The following is a 16,702-nucleotide window of genomic DNA, read 5'->3' as shown; positions in this document are numbered from 1 at the left end:
ACGCACTTATCTCACCAATGCGAGCTTTTTCGTCCCTGTGTATCCGCCGGCCTGCATCCTGCAGAAATACACGCCGCTGGAAAGGCCGGCGCCGTCGAACACAAGTTCGTGGTGACCGGCTTCCATCCAACCATCCTGCAACACAGCGACCCTCTCACCGAGACTATTGTAGACCGCCACGCTGACCGGCCCATCCACCGGAAGGCCGAACCGGATCCGGGTCTCGGGATTGAACGGATTGGGATAATTGTTGTCCAGATATGTCGCCCCCGGAACACGAAGTTCTGCGGGCACAGCCTCCTTGCCCGCCACGCCGTCCTCCGGGGAGATCCGTGCAGCGGTGTTGAAGAAATAATCGATGATCCCGGTGAATGCCGGTGCCGTGGATGGCGTGTTGCCCTGATTCCCGAAGAACGGCCCGATGGATGTTGCGATCAGCGTATGGGAGAAGGTCACGCCGCTGGTCCACGTGGAACCATTGGACGAATATGATCCCGTCCATTGATTGCCTGCGCGCTTCACGCGGAGATAGACCGGATTGGTATTGGTTATCACGACATCCCTCCGCACCGTCGGCGTATTTGCTACGAACGATGCGCTAAAGAAGCGGGTGGCGGAACTTTCCCGAACGAAATCAAAGCGTACATAGTTCGATGCATCCTGCTGGACGACGATACCCTGGAACTGATAGAGCGCCGCGAGCGTTGATTCGAACTTCGCTTCCACCTCAAAGTCCGTGTTGGTCGTCGGCTGCAGGATGCGTGGTGTGAAGTTGCCTGTATCCCAGGCATCATGGGATGACCCCGCAGGGATGCTCACCGTGAGCCGCGCACTTGCCGTGCCACTCCCCGTCAGGGCGAATGTCGACACCGGGGCCGGGTTGACGACGGTCCACAGTGCCGTGTTGAGCGCTGCCGACCGGAAGTCATCGGAAACGATGCCGCCGCTGGTGACAGAAAGCGTTGCAGGGTTGCTTGTGGCAGAGCCCGCGGTGTTGGTGACGACGCACCGGAACACCGCGCCACTGTCGGCCTTCGCAAGCGCCGGCGTGGTGTACGTGGCGGCCGTGGCTCCGCTGATCGCCGTACCGTTGCGCTGCCACTGGTACCCCAGTGTTGCCGTTCCCGTTGCCACGAGGGAGAAGGATGCCGTCTGTCCGACCGCGGCGCTCACCGATGAGGGGTGCTGGGTGATGATGGGCGGAATCGCCACGACGATCGTGTCGATCGCGAGATTCTCGTACAGCAGGACACGGTTGTGCGTGTATCCGACGGAGATCACGTCCAGGTCGCCGTCCCCATCGATGTCCACCGCGATGGCCCCGTCATGGTGCTCTTCGCCGGTGCCGATGAGGATCTGCTCCCACGCCTTGCCCGCGCCATCGGCATTACGGAACATGATGAGCCGCTCGGTGCCGAGCGGGGGATTGTTGTGTTCTCCCATCACGACGTCCGGGTCGCCGTCCCGGTCAAAGTCGCGTACACTCACACTGTGCGGCCCGACGACGTTGCCAATGATGTGCTCGGCCCATGTGCCGGTTGGGTCCACCGGTTGTTCATACCAGGCGAGTTTTCCCGCCGTGTCGTGTCCATAGCCGATCACGGCATCCAGATCGCCGTCCCGGTCCATGTCCATCAGATAGTTCCTGTCGGGTTCGCCGGTCGCGGCCGTGTGCAGGACGAACGGTGTCCACACTCCCGCGTCATTCCGGAGCCAGGTCGTGCCCAGGAGCAGGTCCAGGTCGCCATCACGGTCGATATCGCCGTTGTCGATCCCCTCGCCCAGGCTCGCCGTGGTGATCCGGCGCCATGTCCAGGTCTCCGTCTCCGGCAGCGTGGGAACGCTGATCATCTGCACCCCTGTCACCCCCGCGTCCCAGTCGAGGGCGACCTCCAGCGGGCCTCCGGCCTGGAACCGCGCCGCACTTGCTCCCTGAGGGAACATACCGTCGCCTTGCTGGATGTTCGTGCGGACGGTGAACACACCGCTGCCATTGTTCTGCCCCCACGCAAAGGAGTCGTTGTCGGCATCACCGACCCCCTGGGTGCCCAGGATGTCCGTATCGCCGTCACCGTCGAGGTCATGGAGGAGAAACATCGTGTTGAGCGGTGAGCCAATGGCGTTTCGCTGCCACGTCAGGCCGATGTCGCGCGGGTTCTTGTACCACCATCCACCGGCGACGATATCCATAAAACCATCGCGGTCCATGTCGCCCGGCAGGACGAAGAGTGCGATGGCCGGTATGCTGCTGTCAATGATCCGCTTCCGCCAGAGATTGAGCGGCAGGATTCGATTTCCGGTCCCGTTGTTGATCCATGCCCGAACTCCCGGCACACCGGTGTCATAGGGCTTGGAGAGGATATCGAGGTCGCCGTCACCGTCAAGGTCGGCAACCCGCGATTCATGATTGTCCACGCCGCTCGCGAGCTCGCGCAGTTGGAACATTCCCGTACCGTCTCCGCAGAAGACGCGGGTCTTTGCGTCGGAGTTGTTCAACGTCATCATCTCGGCGGAGAAGATATCCAGCGCTCCGTCATGGTCGAGGTCCGCAACCGCGAGGCTGTGCGGGTTCTCCGCATTGAAACCGAGAAGGTCATGCGCCGTCCATAGTGTCCCGTTCCATTCATACCACCGGAGCGGGCCGAGGGTGTCGCCATTGCAGAGGACGATCTCCGGTCTGCCCCCGGGCACGAGCTGTCCGACTGCGACACGGCCGTACCGGACCGTGCTGTCGATGATGTTGGTGACGAATGTGGTTCCTCCCATGTGCTTGTACCAGCTCCCGCCGCCAATGAGATCCAGTTTGCCGTCGCCGTCCACGTCCGCAGTGTCGAGACCCTCGGAGTAGAGCCGCCCGGACAGTATCTGAGTTGCCGGCCAGGGTTGCGTGGACTTCGGTGCGGCAGGGATCTCGGCAAGGAACAGCTTGTCGCCTCCGGGCCGCGGGAGCTGATTCCAATAGATGAATTCGGTCTGGCCGTCGCCATCGGCATCGGCGAAGATCATGTCGTGGTGCTGGGTCCCTCCGGTGTTCTTGATCAGCCGGCGTGTCCATGCTCCCGTATAGGAAGGATAGGGGTTCTCCCACCACCAGATCAGGTTGCTCTGCGCATCGCCTCCGAAGACGATATCCAGATCACCGTCTTTGTCGATATCGAAGAACGCTCCGCCCGCCTCGACCGGAAGAAGCGTGCTGTCGATCGTGCGGACGGTCCAGCCGGTGTAGGTACGTTGATACCAGACGACCGACGGAGCTGTCGTGCGGTCGGCTATGACGAAATCCGTCCACCCATCCTTGTTGATATCCAGGACCAACGATGCAGTGTGTTCCGTGCCGCTCGCCTTCGGGGGAGGCATGGTCCCGGCGGACGAACTCAGCATCGTCCATTGGATCCCCCAGGCCGGGGCCGTTGTGATGGTCAGGAGCGCCGCAGCGCTGGTGTCGCGCCCGTACTGACTACTGACGATGCAACGAAACGTTGCGCCGTTGTCCGCGCTGAGCGTCGTGGGCCCGAGGTAGCTTGCACCTGTTGCCCCCGCAATGGATACGTTGTTCTTCTGCCATTGAAAGCTGATGCTCCCCGACCCTGTCGCTGCCGCGGTGAACAGATACGTACGGCCGAGCGGGACCGTCTGGCTTGCCGGATCGGCGGTGATCGCCGGCGGAACACCCCCGACCGACAGCACTGCCGTTGTGCTGGTGTCCTTCCCCGCAGTATTGCTCACGATGCAGCGGAACCCGGCACCATTGTCGGCAAGCGTGATCGCCGGCGTCGTGTACAGTGTGTCGTTCGCGCCCGCGATGGCTGCGCCATTCTTCTGCCACTGATAGGAGAGCGGTACACTCCCCGTCGCCCGGATCGTGAACGTTGCCGTTTGCCCCGTCTGCACTCCGACCGAGAGCGGTTCGCGGACGATGACCGGTGGGCGGAGGGTCACCCGCAAGAGAGCGCTCCGGCTCGTGTCCGTCCCGAGGGTGTTGGTAACGATGCAGCGGTAGGCACTGCTGTCGTCTCCCAGTGTCACTCCAGCAAGCGTGAGCGTACGGGTGGTTACCCCGTCGATGGCCGCTCCGTTCTTCTCCCATATATAGGTGAGCGGGAGCGTGCCCGCAGCGGTGACCGTGAATGAGGCTGCCGATCCTTCGCCCACGGTCGTATCCCGGGGTTCTGCCGTGAGCACAGCGGGGGCCTGCACGCGCAGCAACGCCCCGGCGCTTGTATCAGCGCCGAAGGCATTGGTGACGAATGCTTGATACCGCGAACTGTCATCCGATGCCTGTGCCGCGGCGAGCGTGTACAGGGGGCCTGTCGCTCCGGCGATGGATGTGCCGTTCCGCTTCCACTGGTAGGAAAGGGGCAGGGATCCTTCGGCTGCTATACTGAATGCCGCCGGTGCGCCGATCGCAACGGTGAGGGGCGCGGGACCGGCCGTGATGAGCGGGATGCGTCCGACGCTCAACACAGCGGCATTGCTGGTGTCGCTTCCCAGTCCGTTGAGTACGATGCAGGAGAATGCTGCGCCACTGTCGGCGGCGACGGCCGATGTGATCCGGTAGAGCGAGTCCGTGGCGCCAGATATGGTCCCGCCATCACGCAGCCACTGATACGTGAACGGCCGGGATCCCGTCGCCTGCACCACGAATGTTGCCGTCGTGCCCGCCGGTACCGATACGGAGGCCGGGTGTGCGATCACGACCGGGGCAGCGTGCACGGTCAGCGTTGCGGCCGCGCTCAGGACGCTTCCGGCCATGTTGCTGACGGTGCATCGGAAGAGCGCTCCGTTATCCGCCGTGGCGACCGCCGGGGTGGTATACGATGACGATGTAGCACCGGCGATCGTGGTGCCGTTCTTGCTCCATTGATACGAGAGGGGCGTTGTCCCGGTAGCGGCGACGGTGAACGTCGCCGTCTGTCCGGCATTCACTGCAACACTCGCCGGTCCGGCAGTGATGACGGGGGCCGTTCCGGCATCTTCCGAAGTGATCGGGGCATTGCGGTTGAAGAAGTAATCCACCAGGATCGTCGTTGCCGGAGGGGCATCGCCTGCGTTCCCCGCAAGGATACCCGCGCCGGTCGCCGTGAGTGCCTGGGTGAAGCTCACGGTCTGGGTCCATGTGGTCCCGTTCGATGACCAGTGCTGCGTCCACTGGTTTCCTGCGCGGGTGACGCGCAGGTACATGGGGACGGTCTTCGTCACGGCAGCGTCGAAGCGGACGGTCGGTGTGCCTGCGACCACCGAAGCGGCAAAGACACGCAGGACGCTTCCTTCACAGACAAAATCAAATCGGACATAGTTCGATGCATCCTGTTCCACAATGATGCCCTGGAACTGGTATTGCAGGCTCAGGGTCGATTCGAAATTTCGCTTCGAGGGCAAGATCGGCATTGTTCACCGTTTGCAGCACCCGCACGGCCCCGTTCGTCCCCTGCCAGGCATCATGAGCAGAACCGGCAGGGATCTGGATCGACAGACGCGCATTGGATGTACCAGTTCCCGTTGTGCTCACCGTGGACGGTGTGCCCGGGAGTACGGCATGCCACCGCGTGGCGTCGAGGGTGGTGGCATTGAAGTCGTCGGAAACGACGACGCCCGTTGCTACCGTCAGTATGGCCGCGTTGCTGGTGGCGGACCCCGCCCTATTGGAAACGACACACTGGAACAGGGCGCCGTTGTCCGCGGCCGTCGCAGCCGGCGTGGAGTACGAGGATGCATTCGCACCGGCGATCACGGCGCCGTTCTTCTGCCACTGATATAATAGAGGTGCGGTACCTGCTGCTGCCACTGCGAATGTCGCGGAAGCACCGGGATTGACGGAAACGGCCGCAGGTTGTGATGGTGATCGCCGGGGCGGCGGCCACGACGCTCAGGAGTGCTTCTGAGCTCGTCGTGGATCCGTTGCTGTTGGAGACGATCACCCGGAAGAGCGCCCCACTATCCGCCATCGCGACCGCGGCAATGGAATAGGAAGAGGAGGTTGCACCGGCAATGATGGAACCGTTGCGCTGCCACTGATACGCGAGTGTCCCGGGTCCGGTGGCGGTGACGCTGAAGGAAGCTGTTGCGCCGTCGGCCACCGTGCGGGCGACAGGCTGAGACGTGATCGCGGGCGGACTCGAACTGACGAGCAGAAGTGCGGGGGTGCTTGTGACACTGCCATAGCTGTTCGTTACCGTGACCGTGTACTGTGCGCCGCTGTCGGCAGCCGATGCGGCAGGTGTGGTGTAGCTGGACGTCGTGGCGCCTGTGATGGTGACGGAGTTCTTCATCCACCGGTAGGTCAGCGGTGCTGTCCCTGCTGCCGTTACGGAGAAGGTTGCGGTCTGGCCAGCCGATATCGATTGTGTCTGCGGCTGGGCGGTGATCGATGGGGGGATGGTCGTCACCACCGGAGCGATCGACACGCTGTCCAGGAAATAATTGTCGCCCGCACGGGCATAGGAGGCGAAGTTGAAGCGGAGTCTGGTATCTGTCGTCGTTCCCGTGAAGCCGCTGGCCACGAATTCCACGGAGAACATGCCCCAGCTCGTCGTAAGATTCATACGCGTTGCGGCCAGTCCGAGGGAGGTGGAAGCGGAGTTCTTCTGCAGGTTCACCGCGACATCGCGTGCCGTATTGGAATACCCTGCGAAGGTGATGCGGTACCGTGTCCCCGCCGTGAGCGAGAAGCCTGACCGGTAGAGCAGCATCGTCGTGCCCGTGCGGGTGATCGCAACGCGGCCTGCATGCGGGGAAAGGTAACCGGGGGTGACAACCTGAAATGTCGCCGTCCCCGTGCTGGAGAACGTCCAGCCTGTCGTTCCCGATTCGAAGTTGCCGTTGGTGAACAAGGAGGTCTGCGAGAGGACCGTGGTCCACACACAGGTGACACTGAGGAGCACAAGAAGCGAACGGACCCCACCAATTCTGACCATGAGACCTCCCCTGAGACCGGGCGTGCGAGAGCGGTGGTGGCTGAGGATTTGTCCACCGACGGGATGATGACCACTCGTACCAATATAGCAATACTATAAGATATTCAAGACATTTGTGAGTGTCCGCAGAAAACTCCCGGAGCCGGCAGGACCTGCCACCGGGGCCCGACAACGGGTGGCCACGGCAGCGCAGCGAGCCCCTCGGCGGCAGGGGCTGATGTTCCGTCCGCCATCCGTCGCGCGCTTCAGCGATCCATCGCATTTCCGTGGCATGAGCCCTCCTTTTCACCCTTCTTGGATCGATCAATGGCATTCCGTACATTTCTTCACAGTGTCTGATACAAGGAAAGGCATCGTCGTGAAGCTCACCACCGTCCCTCTCACTTTCGCTCTGTCCGCCATGCTCGTTGCCTCCTGCTCCGCACCGGAAAAGAAACAGGAATTCCACTGGGCCGCTGACCGCTTCGCGGATATCAAGGTCATGCGATACCAGGTCCCGGGGTTCTCTGATCTCTCGCTCCGGCAGAAGAAGCTCGTCTATTTCCTCAGTCAGGCCGCACTCTGCGGCCGTGATATTCTCTTCGCTCAGAATGGCGCATATAACCTGGCGATCCGGAAGACCCTCGATGCGGTCGTAGCCTCGGGATCGTCCGACCGTAACACACCGGCGTGGTCCGCCTTCATGACGTATACGAAGCAGGTCTGGTTCGCCAATGGGATCTATCATCACTACGGGAACGACAAGTTCACGCCCGGATTCACCGAGGCGTGGTTCCGCGTTGCGGTCGCCGCGTGCGATCCGGGACTCCTCCCTGTCCGTTCCGGTGGCACGGTGGATGCGCTCCTCGATGAGATCTGCCCGGTGATGTTCGATCCGGCGATCCTCCCGAAGAAGGTCAGCCAGGATGCGTCGCAGGATATGGTGCAGAACTCGGCGGTGACGTTCTATCAGGGGGTGAGCGAAAAGGAAGCAGTGGCATACTATGAGGGCAGGAAGGATCCAAAGGATCCGGCACCGCCGTCATACGGCCTCAATACGACGCTGGCGAAGGAGAACGGCAGGATCGTTGAGAAGCAATGGAAGGCTGACGGGGTCTACGGTCCCGCGATCCGCGAGATCATCGTGTGGTTGCGGCGGGCATCGGATGTTGCGGAGAATGACCGGCAGAAGCAGACGATCGATACGCTCATTGCCTACTACAGAAGCGGCGACCTCCGCGAGTTCGATGCGTACAATATCCTCTGGCTGCAGGACACCGTTTCGAGCGTCGACTTTGTGAACGGTTTCATCGAGACCTACAACGATCCCCTCGGGATCAAGGCGTCGTGGGAATCGATCGTCAACTTCAAGGATGTGGTCGCCACGCGCCGCGCGGAGACGATCACCGCCAATGCCCAGTGGTTCGAGGACAACTCTCCGGTGGATCCACGCTTCAAGAAGAAGGAGGTCAGGGGTGTCAGCGCGAAGGTCATCACGGTCGCGCAGCTCGGCGGCGATTGCTATCCCACCACGCCGATCGGCATTAACCTTCCGAATGCGGACTGGATCCGTGCCGCACATGGTTCGAAATCCGTGACCCTGGAGAACATCACGTACGCGTACGATCAGGCGGCACTGGGGGACGGATTCAACGAGGAATTCTGCAGTTCGCCGGAGGAAGTGCGCCTGCTGGAGAAGTACGGTGCGCTGGTGGATAATCTGCATACCGACCTCCATGAATGTGTCGGCCATGCATCGGGGCAGTTGATGCCCGGCGTGACCGCCGATGCATTGAAGAACTATACTGCACCGATCGAAGAGGCCCGGGCGGACCTGTTCGCACTCTATTACCTGATGGATCCGCGGCTCGTGGAATGGGGCTTGCTGCCGTCAGAGGATGCGGCGAAGGCGGGATATATCGAGCAGATCCTGAATGGGCTGTTCACGCAGCTCAAACGCATCGAGCCGGGCAAGAACATCGAGGAAGCGCACATGCGCAACAGGCAGCTGATCGCCCGGTGGTGCTATGAGAAGGGGGCAGGGGAGCGTGTGATCGAAATGGTGCAGCGCGAAGGTAAGACCTACTTCCGCATCAATGACTTCGGACGCCTGCGCGCACTGTTCGGTGAACTCCTGAAAGAAGTTCAGCGGGTCAGATCGGAAGGGGACTATGAGGGCGCGAAGGCACTCGTCGAATCCTACGGCGTGAACGTGGACCCCGTGCTGCATCACGAGTTGCTTGCCCGGTACAAGAAGCTGAACCTCGCACCGTACGGCGGGTTCATGAATCCGGTGTTCACAGCGGTCGAACGGGATGGGGAGATCACCGATGTTCAGGTGACCTATCCGGACGACTTCATCGGGCAGATGATGGAGTACGGGAAGAAGTATTCTTTCCTGTCCCCCTGGGATCCCATGTGATGTCGTGAGAAAGGAAAGGGAGGAAGCGCTCCCTCACGCGTCCCACAACCTGCGCGCTTCCTTGCCCCCTTTTCCTTTGACCCTCTTCCTCTGTCCTGCTATTTCCCGGGCGGCACCGGCTGTGGAACGAGGTTCTTGATCGGTGGGATCGACCGGAGATACGCAAAGACCGCTTTCAGTTCTTCATCGGTCATCTGTGCAAGATTCATCCAGGGCATGGGGGGGAGGATCTGCCGGCCCGTACCATGATGCTTCCCTGTGCGCATGGTCTTGATGAAGAGATCCTCCGTCCATCCACCGAGGCCGGTGGCCGGATCCGGCGTCAGATTTGCTGCATACGATATTCCCCATGGCCCCGCCCATGCGGTCATGTCGCCTGTCGTCATCGCTACCCAACGGTCGGGAGCGAGAGCGCCCTGCGGCACAGCCGGTGTCCCGGCTTCGGCCCGATGGCCGGAGAGTATCTTCATGGGGTGAGGGACCGGCCCATTCGGAGACATCACCTTGGGTGAGTGGCAATCGTCGCAGCCTCCGATGATGACGAGGTGCCGGCCGCGTTCCACAAGCTCGTTCTTGCCGCTCTTCTCGTCTTTGGCGGCCGGGCTGCTGGCAAATGCGGTAACAACCGCTACAGCCACGGCTATGGATCCGATGAGATGGATGACCTTCCTCTGCATGAGCTCCTCCCTGCTGTGATGTGGTGTGGTGTGCTGGTTCAGGCTGACAGGCGGTCAGCGACGGGTCATCGGCGGACCGGTATTCCGCGTCCGCGGAACTGGACGGTGCACCCCGCGCAAAGCGTTGAGATCGCCCCGAGAAGGACCTTGTGCTCGTGTGAACGGAGATAGCCGTTCAGCGATACCCGCCCGTCCCATACCTGCACCACCGTGGCTTTGCTCTCGCGTGCGCGCACATAAAACGAGTAGCGAGAGCACCCCGCCCTTGCGCGAACCATTCTGCCGAGACTCTTTAATGTCTGCCGGATCTCCGGTTCCTTCGACTCACGAATCCTCAGCCGCATGTGAAGTTCTATCATACTGTCGGCGCAGTGTGTTGGATGGTCATTTTCAGATGACGAACTCAGTGCAAGAGGTGTACCAAAGCGCGGTGCAACGCGGGGGGCGGCGCAAGTCGTTGCGAGGAGGGAGGATACCGGAGGGCGGCGTTCAGGAAGTTGATGCACGCGGGAGTCACACCCCGCAATAGTTCGGGTTTCCCGCAATGGTGCGGGGAGGAGAGACCGTGTCCTCAAGACCGCGGCGGGTGTGGCCTTTGTATGTTATGCTTCTTCATCCTGTACCTCAAGGTGTCGGGATGAAGCCCGAGAATGACCGCGGCCCCCGCGTTCCCCTCGATCCTCCAGAGGGTGTGCTCGAGTGCCGCGAGGATGTGGGTGCGTTCGACGTCGGCCAGCGTAGCGAGCACGTCGGGTTGGCCGGAAGAAGGGACCGTGAGGGAAGGGACCGACAGCAGCCCTCCTGATGCCGAGATCACGGCGCATTCGATCACGTTCTCCAGCTCCCGGATGTTGCCTGGCCACCGGTACTGTGACAGCATCTCACGTGTTGCGGCCGGGATGCGGGTCACGTGCTTCCCGTGCCTTGTGTTGAAGAGTTGGATGAAGTGGTCAACGAGGAGAGGGATGTCGCCGTGACGGTCGCGCAGCGGAGGGATCGTGAGGGGGAACGCATTGAGCCGGTAGAAGAGGTCCTGCCTGAATTTGCCTTCCCGCATGTCCGACTCGAGGTTGCGGTTTGTGGCGGCGATGATGCGCACATTCACCCGGGTCGGTTTTCCGCCGCCGAGCCGTTCGATGGTCCCATCCTGCAGCACGCGGAGGAGGCGCGACTGCAGATCGATAGGAAGTTCCGCCACCTCATCCAGAAAGATCGTTCCGCCCGCAGCGAGTTCGAATCTCCCCTTTCTGGAGGTGACAGCACCGGTGAATGCTCCTCGCTCATGACCGAACAATTCGCTTTCGATAAGTGATGGGGAGAGCGACGCGCAGTCCACTTTCAGGAGAGGCTTGTCCTTCCGGCTGCTCCTGCGATGGATCGCCCTGGCAAAGAGTTCCTTGCCGACCCCGGTCTCCCCCCGCAGGATGACGGTCGCATCGGTCGGAGCGACCTGCTCCATCCGGTACAGCACGTACATCAGGCTCTCGCTCTTTCCGATGATGTCGGCATACTCCTCGCTGGAGTTGACGACCTCGCGGAGAGAGACATTCTCGCTCTCAAGGGACTCCTTCATGGAACGAAGGGTGTCGTCGTATTCTTTGCGGATGAGGGCGTTGGCAATGACCTCGCCAAGGAGTCGGAGCCGTGGTATGAGCAATTCCGGCCACAGCCGGTGTTCCTGGATCGCGGCTGCGCTCAGGATGAACCGCACCGCACCGCCGGTCTCGATGGGGATATGAACGCTGGAGCGGAACTTACCCAGGGCGGCGTTCTCCCTGTCCGTTGCGGCTTCGGGTGGGAACGTATACGGGTAGTTCAGGATCATGACCCGGTTCTGCAGGAGCTGCGCCGTTGTCCAGGGGAAGAGTTGATCCGCGCGCATCGGCGGGATCGCCGTGCAGCCGTCAACGGCGTAGGAAAAGCGCGTGAACGTATGCCCGCTGCGCGGTTCCACTTCCGTCAGCGTACAGCGATCAACGCAGAGTAGTATTGTGAACGATCGGAGTCCATCGAGGACGAGGGGGTCCACTTCTTCTCCGCGCGCGCGGATGAAGCGGGCGGAAAGATCGGAGAGAAAACGTTCAAAGCCCAGGACAACTTCTGGATCGGTCCCGGTGTCCTGATGTTGGGGCGGAAGGGCGGCCATTGCATTCACGGGCGATGCCGGTAATGAAATGAGAAGGAGCGGGCAGTTGTACGGGAGAACGTACATATTGACGGAGGAAATGTCAAGTGCAGCGTTGGTCCCGTCCTGCATCTTGATTCTTCGCTGAATCTGTGGTACACTCGGAGCATCACGCGCCTTTCCATGTATCCGGGAGACCCCCCATGAAGAAGATCGCTGTCCTGCTATGCTGCCTGGTGTTCCTTGCTGCCACCGCGCTGACACAGAAGCACTCCGCCGGCGTGCCGCCGCGGCCGAAAGGCCAGACCGACGTCCTGAAGCTTGCCTGCCCCCCCATCGATACCGTGCGTATCGCATTCGTCGGGCTAGGATCGCGGGGAAGCGATGCGGTGGGGCGGTACATGTTCATCGACGGCGTGAAGGTCGTTGCCCTGTGTGACCTTCTGCCCGAGCGCGTCGATTCATGCCAGGCGATCCTGGCGAGGCATGGCAGGCCGGCTGCGGCTGCGTACAGCGGTGTGGACGGGTGGAAGAGGTTGTGCGAACGGGAGGATGTGGACCTGGTCTACGTCTGCACCCACTGGCAACTCCACACGCCCATCGCCGTCTATGCCATGGAGCACGGGAAGCACGCTGCGGTCGAGGTCCCTGCCGCACTCACGCTCGAGGAATGCTGGCAGCTGGTGAACACGGCCGAGCGGACGCGCCGGCATTGCATGATGCTGGAGAATTGCTGCTACGATTTCTTCGAACTCGCGACGCTCCGCATGGCGCAGGAGGGGGTGTTCGGCGAGATCATGCACTGCGAAGGCGCGTACATTCACGACCTCCGGTGGCTGATGTTCGATGAGAAGAGCGGGTATTGGGACATGTGGCGATTGAAGTACAACACCGCCCACACCGGCGATCCATACCCGACCCACGGACTCGGGCCCGTCTGCCAGGTCCTGAACATTCACCGTGGCGACCGCATGAGCAGCCTGGTTTCCATGTCGACGGACCAGTATGGCCTCACGGCGCACGCAAAGGAGAAGTTTGGCGACACGTCGGCCTACGCGAAGATCCCGTACCGGCTTGGCGATATGAATACCACGTTGATCCGGACCGAGCGGGGAAAGACGATCATGGTCCAGCATGATGTCACCAGTCCACGTCCCTATAGCCGCATCCATCTCGTGAGCGGGACCAAGGGCTTCGCGCAGAAGTATCCGGTGCAGCAGATCGCGTTGGAGCCGGAAGGGCACAAGGCCCTTGTTCAGGCCCGGCGCGATTCGGTCCTGAAGCGGTATGAACACCCGTTCGTAACGAAGATCGGTGAGATCGCAAAGAAGGTCGGTGGGCATGGCGGCATGGACTATATCATGGATTACCGCCTGATCTACTGCTTGCGTCATGGCCTGCCCCTGGATGAGGATGTGTATGATGCCGCGGAATGGTCCAGCATCATACCGCTCTCCGAGCAGTCGGTCCTGAAGGGCTCGGCGCCGGTGAGCATCCCGGACTTCACCCGTGGTGCCTGGAAGAAACTGAACGGACTCACTTTCGCGGAATGAGATGCCTCATCCCGCCCATTTCCGTTCCTCCGGGGCGGGGTGGGCGGGACATCGGTTACAAGAGTTCACTATTATGCAGTGGCGCAAATGATGCATCCCCCCTCCGTGCCGCCCTCTCGAAATCCTGCGAATAGAGCGCGTTTTCGCTGATCCCGTCTGGTATAGGTTTTGTACCCCTTCTGCTGAACATCAGAGGAAAGCACGATACGATGAACTGGATCAACGATCTGAGCCTCAGAGGGAAATTCGTCCTTCTGTTGGCTGTCCTTGGGGTCCTGCTGGGCGGAGTCTCCTATTTCGTCATTGACACGATATCGTTGACACGCGTCAACGGGCCACTCTACACTGAGATCATCAAGGGCAAGGATCTTACGGCCGATATCCTTCCTCCGCCGGCCTTCCTCATCGAAACGTATCTGCTGATCCACGAAATGCTGGACGAGACGGATCCTGCGCGGTTCGCGAAAGACATGGAGAGGCTCACCTTGCTCGAGGAGCAATTTGAAGCGAGGAACAAACACTGGGAAACGACCCTGGAGAGCGGCCCGTTGCGGGACGCTCTGGTGAACAATGCCCACAAGCATGGTGTCGAATTGTTCACGATCATACGCCAGGAATACATTCCGTTGCTGAAACGGGGTGACCAGACAGGTGCTGCTCGTATGCTCGAAGGCAAGCTTCGTGATTCGTATCAGGAGCATCTCGCGGCGGTGGAACAGGTGGTCGGTCTGGCAGCCGCATGGACGGCCGAGGAAGAAAGGAACGTGAACGATGTTGTCGCGAGCCGGTCGTTGTGGAACGTCGCCATGCTCGTCGGCCTTGTCGGTCTCGTCGCGGTCCTGAATCTCTATACCGCCCGGATCATCCAGAAACCGCTTGCCGACATCAAAGCGATGATCGAAAATGCGGATCTGAACACGCAGCTCGAAGGGCGGCGCAAGGATGAGATCGGCGATCTGCAGCGTTCGTTCAACACCTTCGTCGGTACGATCCGCGCCTCCATCCTGCGGGTACATGAGGGAACGGCATCGCTTGCCAGCGCCGCGTCCGAGATCACCAGCAGTACCGAGGAAATGGCCGCCGGGGCCCAGGAACAGTCCACGCAGTCGGCTGAGGTCGCCGCCGCCGTGGGTGAGATGGCCGCGACGATCGGAACGAACTCCGAGACCGCACAACATGCCGTCGATACGGCCGAAGAGGCCCGGGTCGCTGCTGTGCGCGGCCGGAGCGTGGTCACCGAAACGATGCAGGGGATGAAGCGCATTACCACGGTCGTCGGGCAGTCGTCGGCAATGGTCGAGAAGCTCGGGAAGACCGGCGACCAGATCGGAGAGATCATCAGCGTGATCGATGACATCGCGGATCAGACGAATCTCCTCGCCTTGAATGCCGCGATCGAAGCTGCGCGGGCGGGTGACCAGGGCCGCGGTTTTGCTGTGGTAGCGGACGAAGTACGGCGCCTGGCGGAGCGGACGACGAACGCCACGAAAGAGATCGCCAACATGATCAAGCAGGTCCAGCGTGAGACCGCCGAGGCTGTGGCCTCGATGGAGCAGGGGACGAGGGAGGTCAGGAACGGAGAGCACCTCGTTACCGAGGCCGATGCGTCCCTGCAGCAGATCCTGGGGACGTCCGACCAGGTCAAGCAACTCATCACCCAGATCGCGGCAGCGAGCCAGCAGCAGAGCACCGCGGCAGAACAGATCGCCCGGAACGTCACTTCGATCACTTCCGTCACGAACGAAACGGCGCTGGGCATCCAGCAGATCGCACGGGCATCCGAGGACCTCGACCGGCTCGCCAGCGGGTTGCGTTCAGCGGTGGAGTCATTCAACATTCAGGGTACCGGCTCCGATGGCTCCAGCCATGGCCAGGGCCCCGGGTATGGGTACGGTCACGCGCATTCCGGCGTGGCTGTGAGGTCCTCAGGTGCGCTTGTCGAGTCGCGCGCCTGACCGGTGTTGATCATCGAGCGACCGATCAAGCCCCTGTCCGTCGTGGCAGGGGCTTGATCCATTGTATACACCAGCAGTGAACGCTTGCCCTTCTCCGGCAGGTTTTCTACTTTCCCTGTGACCACCGCATCGCCATAGAGACGTAGGGTGCGGAACCCCTTCTCCTCAAGGATCGCGTTCGCCATGGCTGTTCAGAAGCGCCTGCATTCACTCGAAGACCTCAAGGCACTCCTCCCCGACACCGGGAAGGTGGCTCCGGCACCGGAGGGGAAGCGTCCTGGTACCGTGACCGATGGGAAAGGACGGCAGGTACGCATCCGCCTCGAAACAGGTGGGAGGAAAGGGAAGGCGGTCACGGTCGTCTCCGGTTTGGGGCACGACCCCCAGACCATGGAACGTATTGCCCGGGCCCTGAAACAGCACTGTGGGGCGGGGGGAACCGTCAAAGAGGGCACGATCGAGATCCAGGGCGACCAGCAGGAAAGGGTGGGGGCCTATCTTGCAGAAAGCGGCTATGTTGTCCGCTGACGAAGGGAATTCACGTCGATGCCCGCGTGTTGTTGATTCTGGGCTCTCTTCACCCTATCTTGATGGGCAAGTGCCGGATCGGGATAACCGATCTGTGCTCTCACGTTGATCGCCGGACGAATGAACTGTCTCATTGTTGAAGATGACGCGACCGGGCTTGCCCTGCTGGAGCGGTATCTCAAGCCCTTCGGAAAGATCACCACGGCGGTCGATGGATTGCAGGCTGTTCAGGCGTTCCGGGACGCGGTGGAACGCGGAGAATCGTTCCAGTTCGTTTGTCTCGACATCATGCTTCCGGGAATGGATGGCCAGCATGTCCTCCGGGAAATGAGGGCCATCGAGAAGGAGCGGGGATTCACCGAGCACACGGCTGCACGGATCGTCATGACGACCGCGCTCGATGACAAGGAAAACCTGCTCGAGGCCATCGCGATGTGCGACGCATACCTCGTGAAGCCGATCCATATGTCGGATCTGATGTTTTATCTTCAACGCTTTGGCCTTGCGCGGTGAGCAGGACCAAGCGGAGTGTGTCTTTCCATGGAACAG

Annotated in this window: 9 protein-coding genes; 5 read left to right on the top strand and 4 right to left on the bottom strand. The window is 61.3% G+C overall.

Annotation, left to right across the window (positions count from 1 at the left end):
- Positions 1–6: 6 nt before the first annotated feature.
- Both IPI01_09410 and IPI01_09405 read right to left on the bottom strand, forming a co-directional pair.
- A complete protein-coding gene (locus IPI01_09410) occupies positions 7–5,379 on the bottom strand; it encodes an immunoglobulin domain-containing protein (GenBank protein MBK7258001.1) in 5,373 nt (1,790 codons plus the stop codon).
- Positions 5,380–5,639: 260 nt separating this feature from the next.
- On the bottom strand, positions 5,640–6,914 hold the full coding sequence (locus tag IPI01_09405; GenBank protein MBK7258000.1) for an immunoglobulin domain-containing protein: 1,275 nt from the start codon (positions 6,912–6,914) through the stop codon (positions 5,640–5,642).
- 400 nt (positions 6,915–7,314) lie between these two features.
- Between IPI01_09405 and IPI01_09400 the strand changes: the two genes are divergently transcribed.
- The gene (locus IPI01_09400) at positions 7,315–9,315 is read left to right on the top strand and encodes a dihydrofolate reductase (protein MBK7257999.1); all 2,001 of its coding nucleotides are present in this window, start codon (positions 7,315–7,317) and stop codon (positions 9,313–9,315) included.
- A 98-nt stretch (positions 9,316–9,413) separates the two neighbouring features.
- Here the strand turns inward: IPI01_09400 and IPI01_09395 are convergent, their stop codons facing one another.
- Both IPI01_09395 and IPI01_09390 read right to left on the bottom strand, forming a co-directional pair.
- The gene (locus tag IPI01_09395; GenBank protein MBK7257998.1) at positions 9,414–9,977 is read right to left on the bottom strand and encodes a diheme cytochrome c-553; all 564 of its coding nucleotides are present in this window, start codon (positions 9,975–9,977) and stop codon (positions 9,414–9,416) included.
- A 586-nt stretch (positions 9,978–10,563) separates the two neighbouring features.
- Positions 10,564–12,249 (bottom strand): sigma 54-interacting transcriptional regulator, encoded by a 1,686-nt coding sequence (locus IPI01_09390; GenBank protein MBK7257997.1) that lies wholly within the window; start codon positions 12,247–12,249, stop codon positions 10,564–10,566.
- A 71-nt stretch (positions 12,250–12,320) separates the two neighbouring features.
- Between IPI01_09390 and IPI01_09385 the strand changes: the two genes are divergently transcribed.
- The 4 genes from IPI01_09385 to IPI01_09370 all read left to right on the top strand — a co-directional run bounded on the left by IPI01_09385 (position 12,321) and on the right by IPI01_09370 (position 16,666).
- Positions 12,321–13,670 (top strand): Gfo/Idh/MocA family oxidoreductase, encoded by a 1,350-nt coding sequence (locus tag IPI01_09385; GenBank protein MBK7257996.1) that lies wholly within the window; start codon positions 12,321–12,323, stop codon positions 13,668–13,670.
- 209 nt (positions 13,671–13,879) lie between these two features.
- Positions 13,880–15,625 (top strand): methyl-accepting chemotaxis protein, encoded by a 1,746-nt coding sequence (locus IPI01_09380; GenBank protein ID MBK7257995.1) that lies wholly within the window; start codon positions 13,880–13,882, stop codon positions 15,623–15,625.
- Positions 15,626–15,808: 183 nt separating this feature from the next.
- A complete protein-coding gene (locus tag IPI01_09375; GenBank protein MBK7257994.1) occupies positions 15,809–16,153 on the top strand; it encodes a translation initiation factor in 345 nt (114 codons plus the stop codon).
- Positions 16,154–16,273: 120 nt separating this feature from the next.
- Entirely contained in the window at positions 16,274–16,666 is a 393-nt protein-coding gene (locus tag IPI01_09370) for a response regulator (protein ID MBK7257993.1), read from the top strand.
- Positions 16,667–16,702 lie beyond the last annotated feature (36 nt).

It is taken from the genome of Ignavibacteriota bacterium (assembly GCA_016707525.1).
In the GTDB taxonomy this organism is placed as follows: Bacteria; Bacteroidota; Ignavibacteria; order UBA10030; family UBA6906; genus JAGDMK01.
Note: the sequence above shows the minus strand (reverse complement) of the source record. Positions and strands in the feature narration are given on the sequence as shown.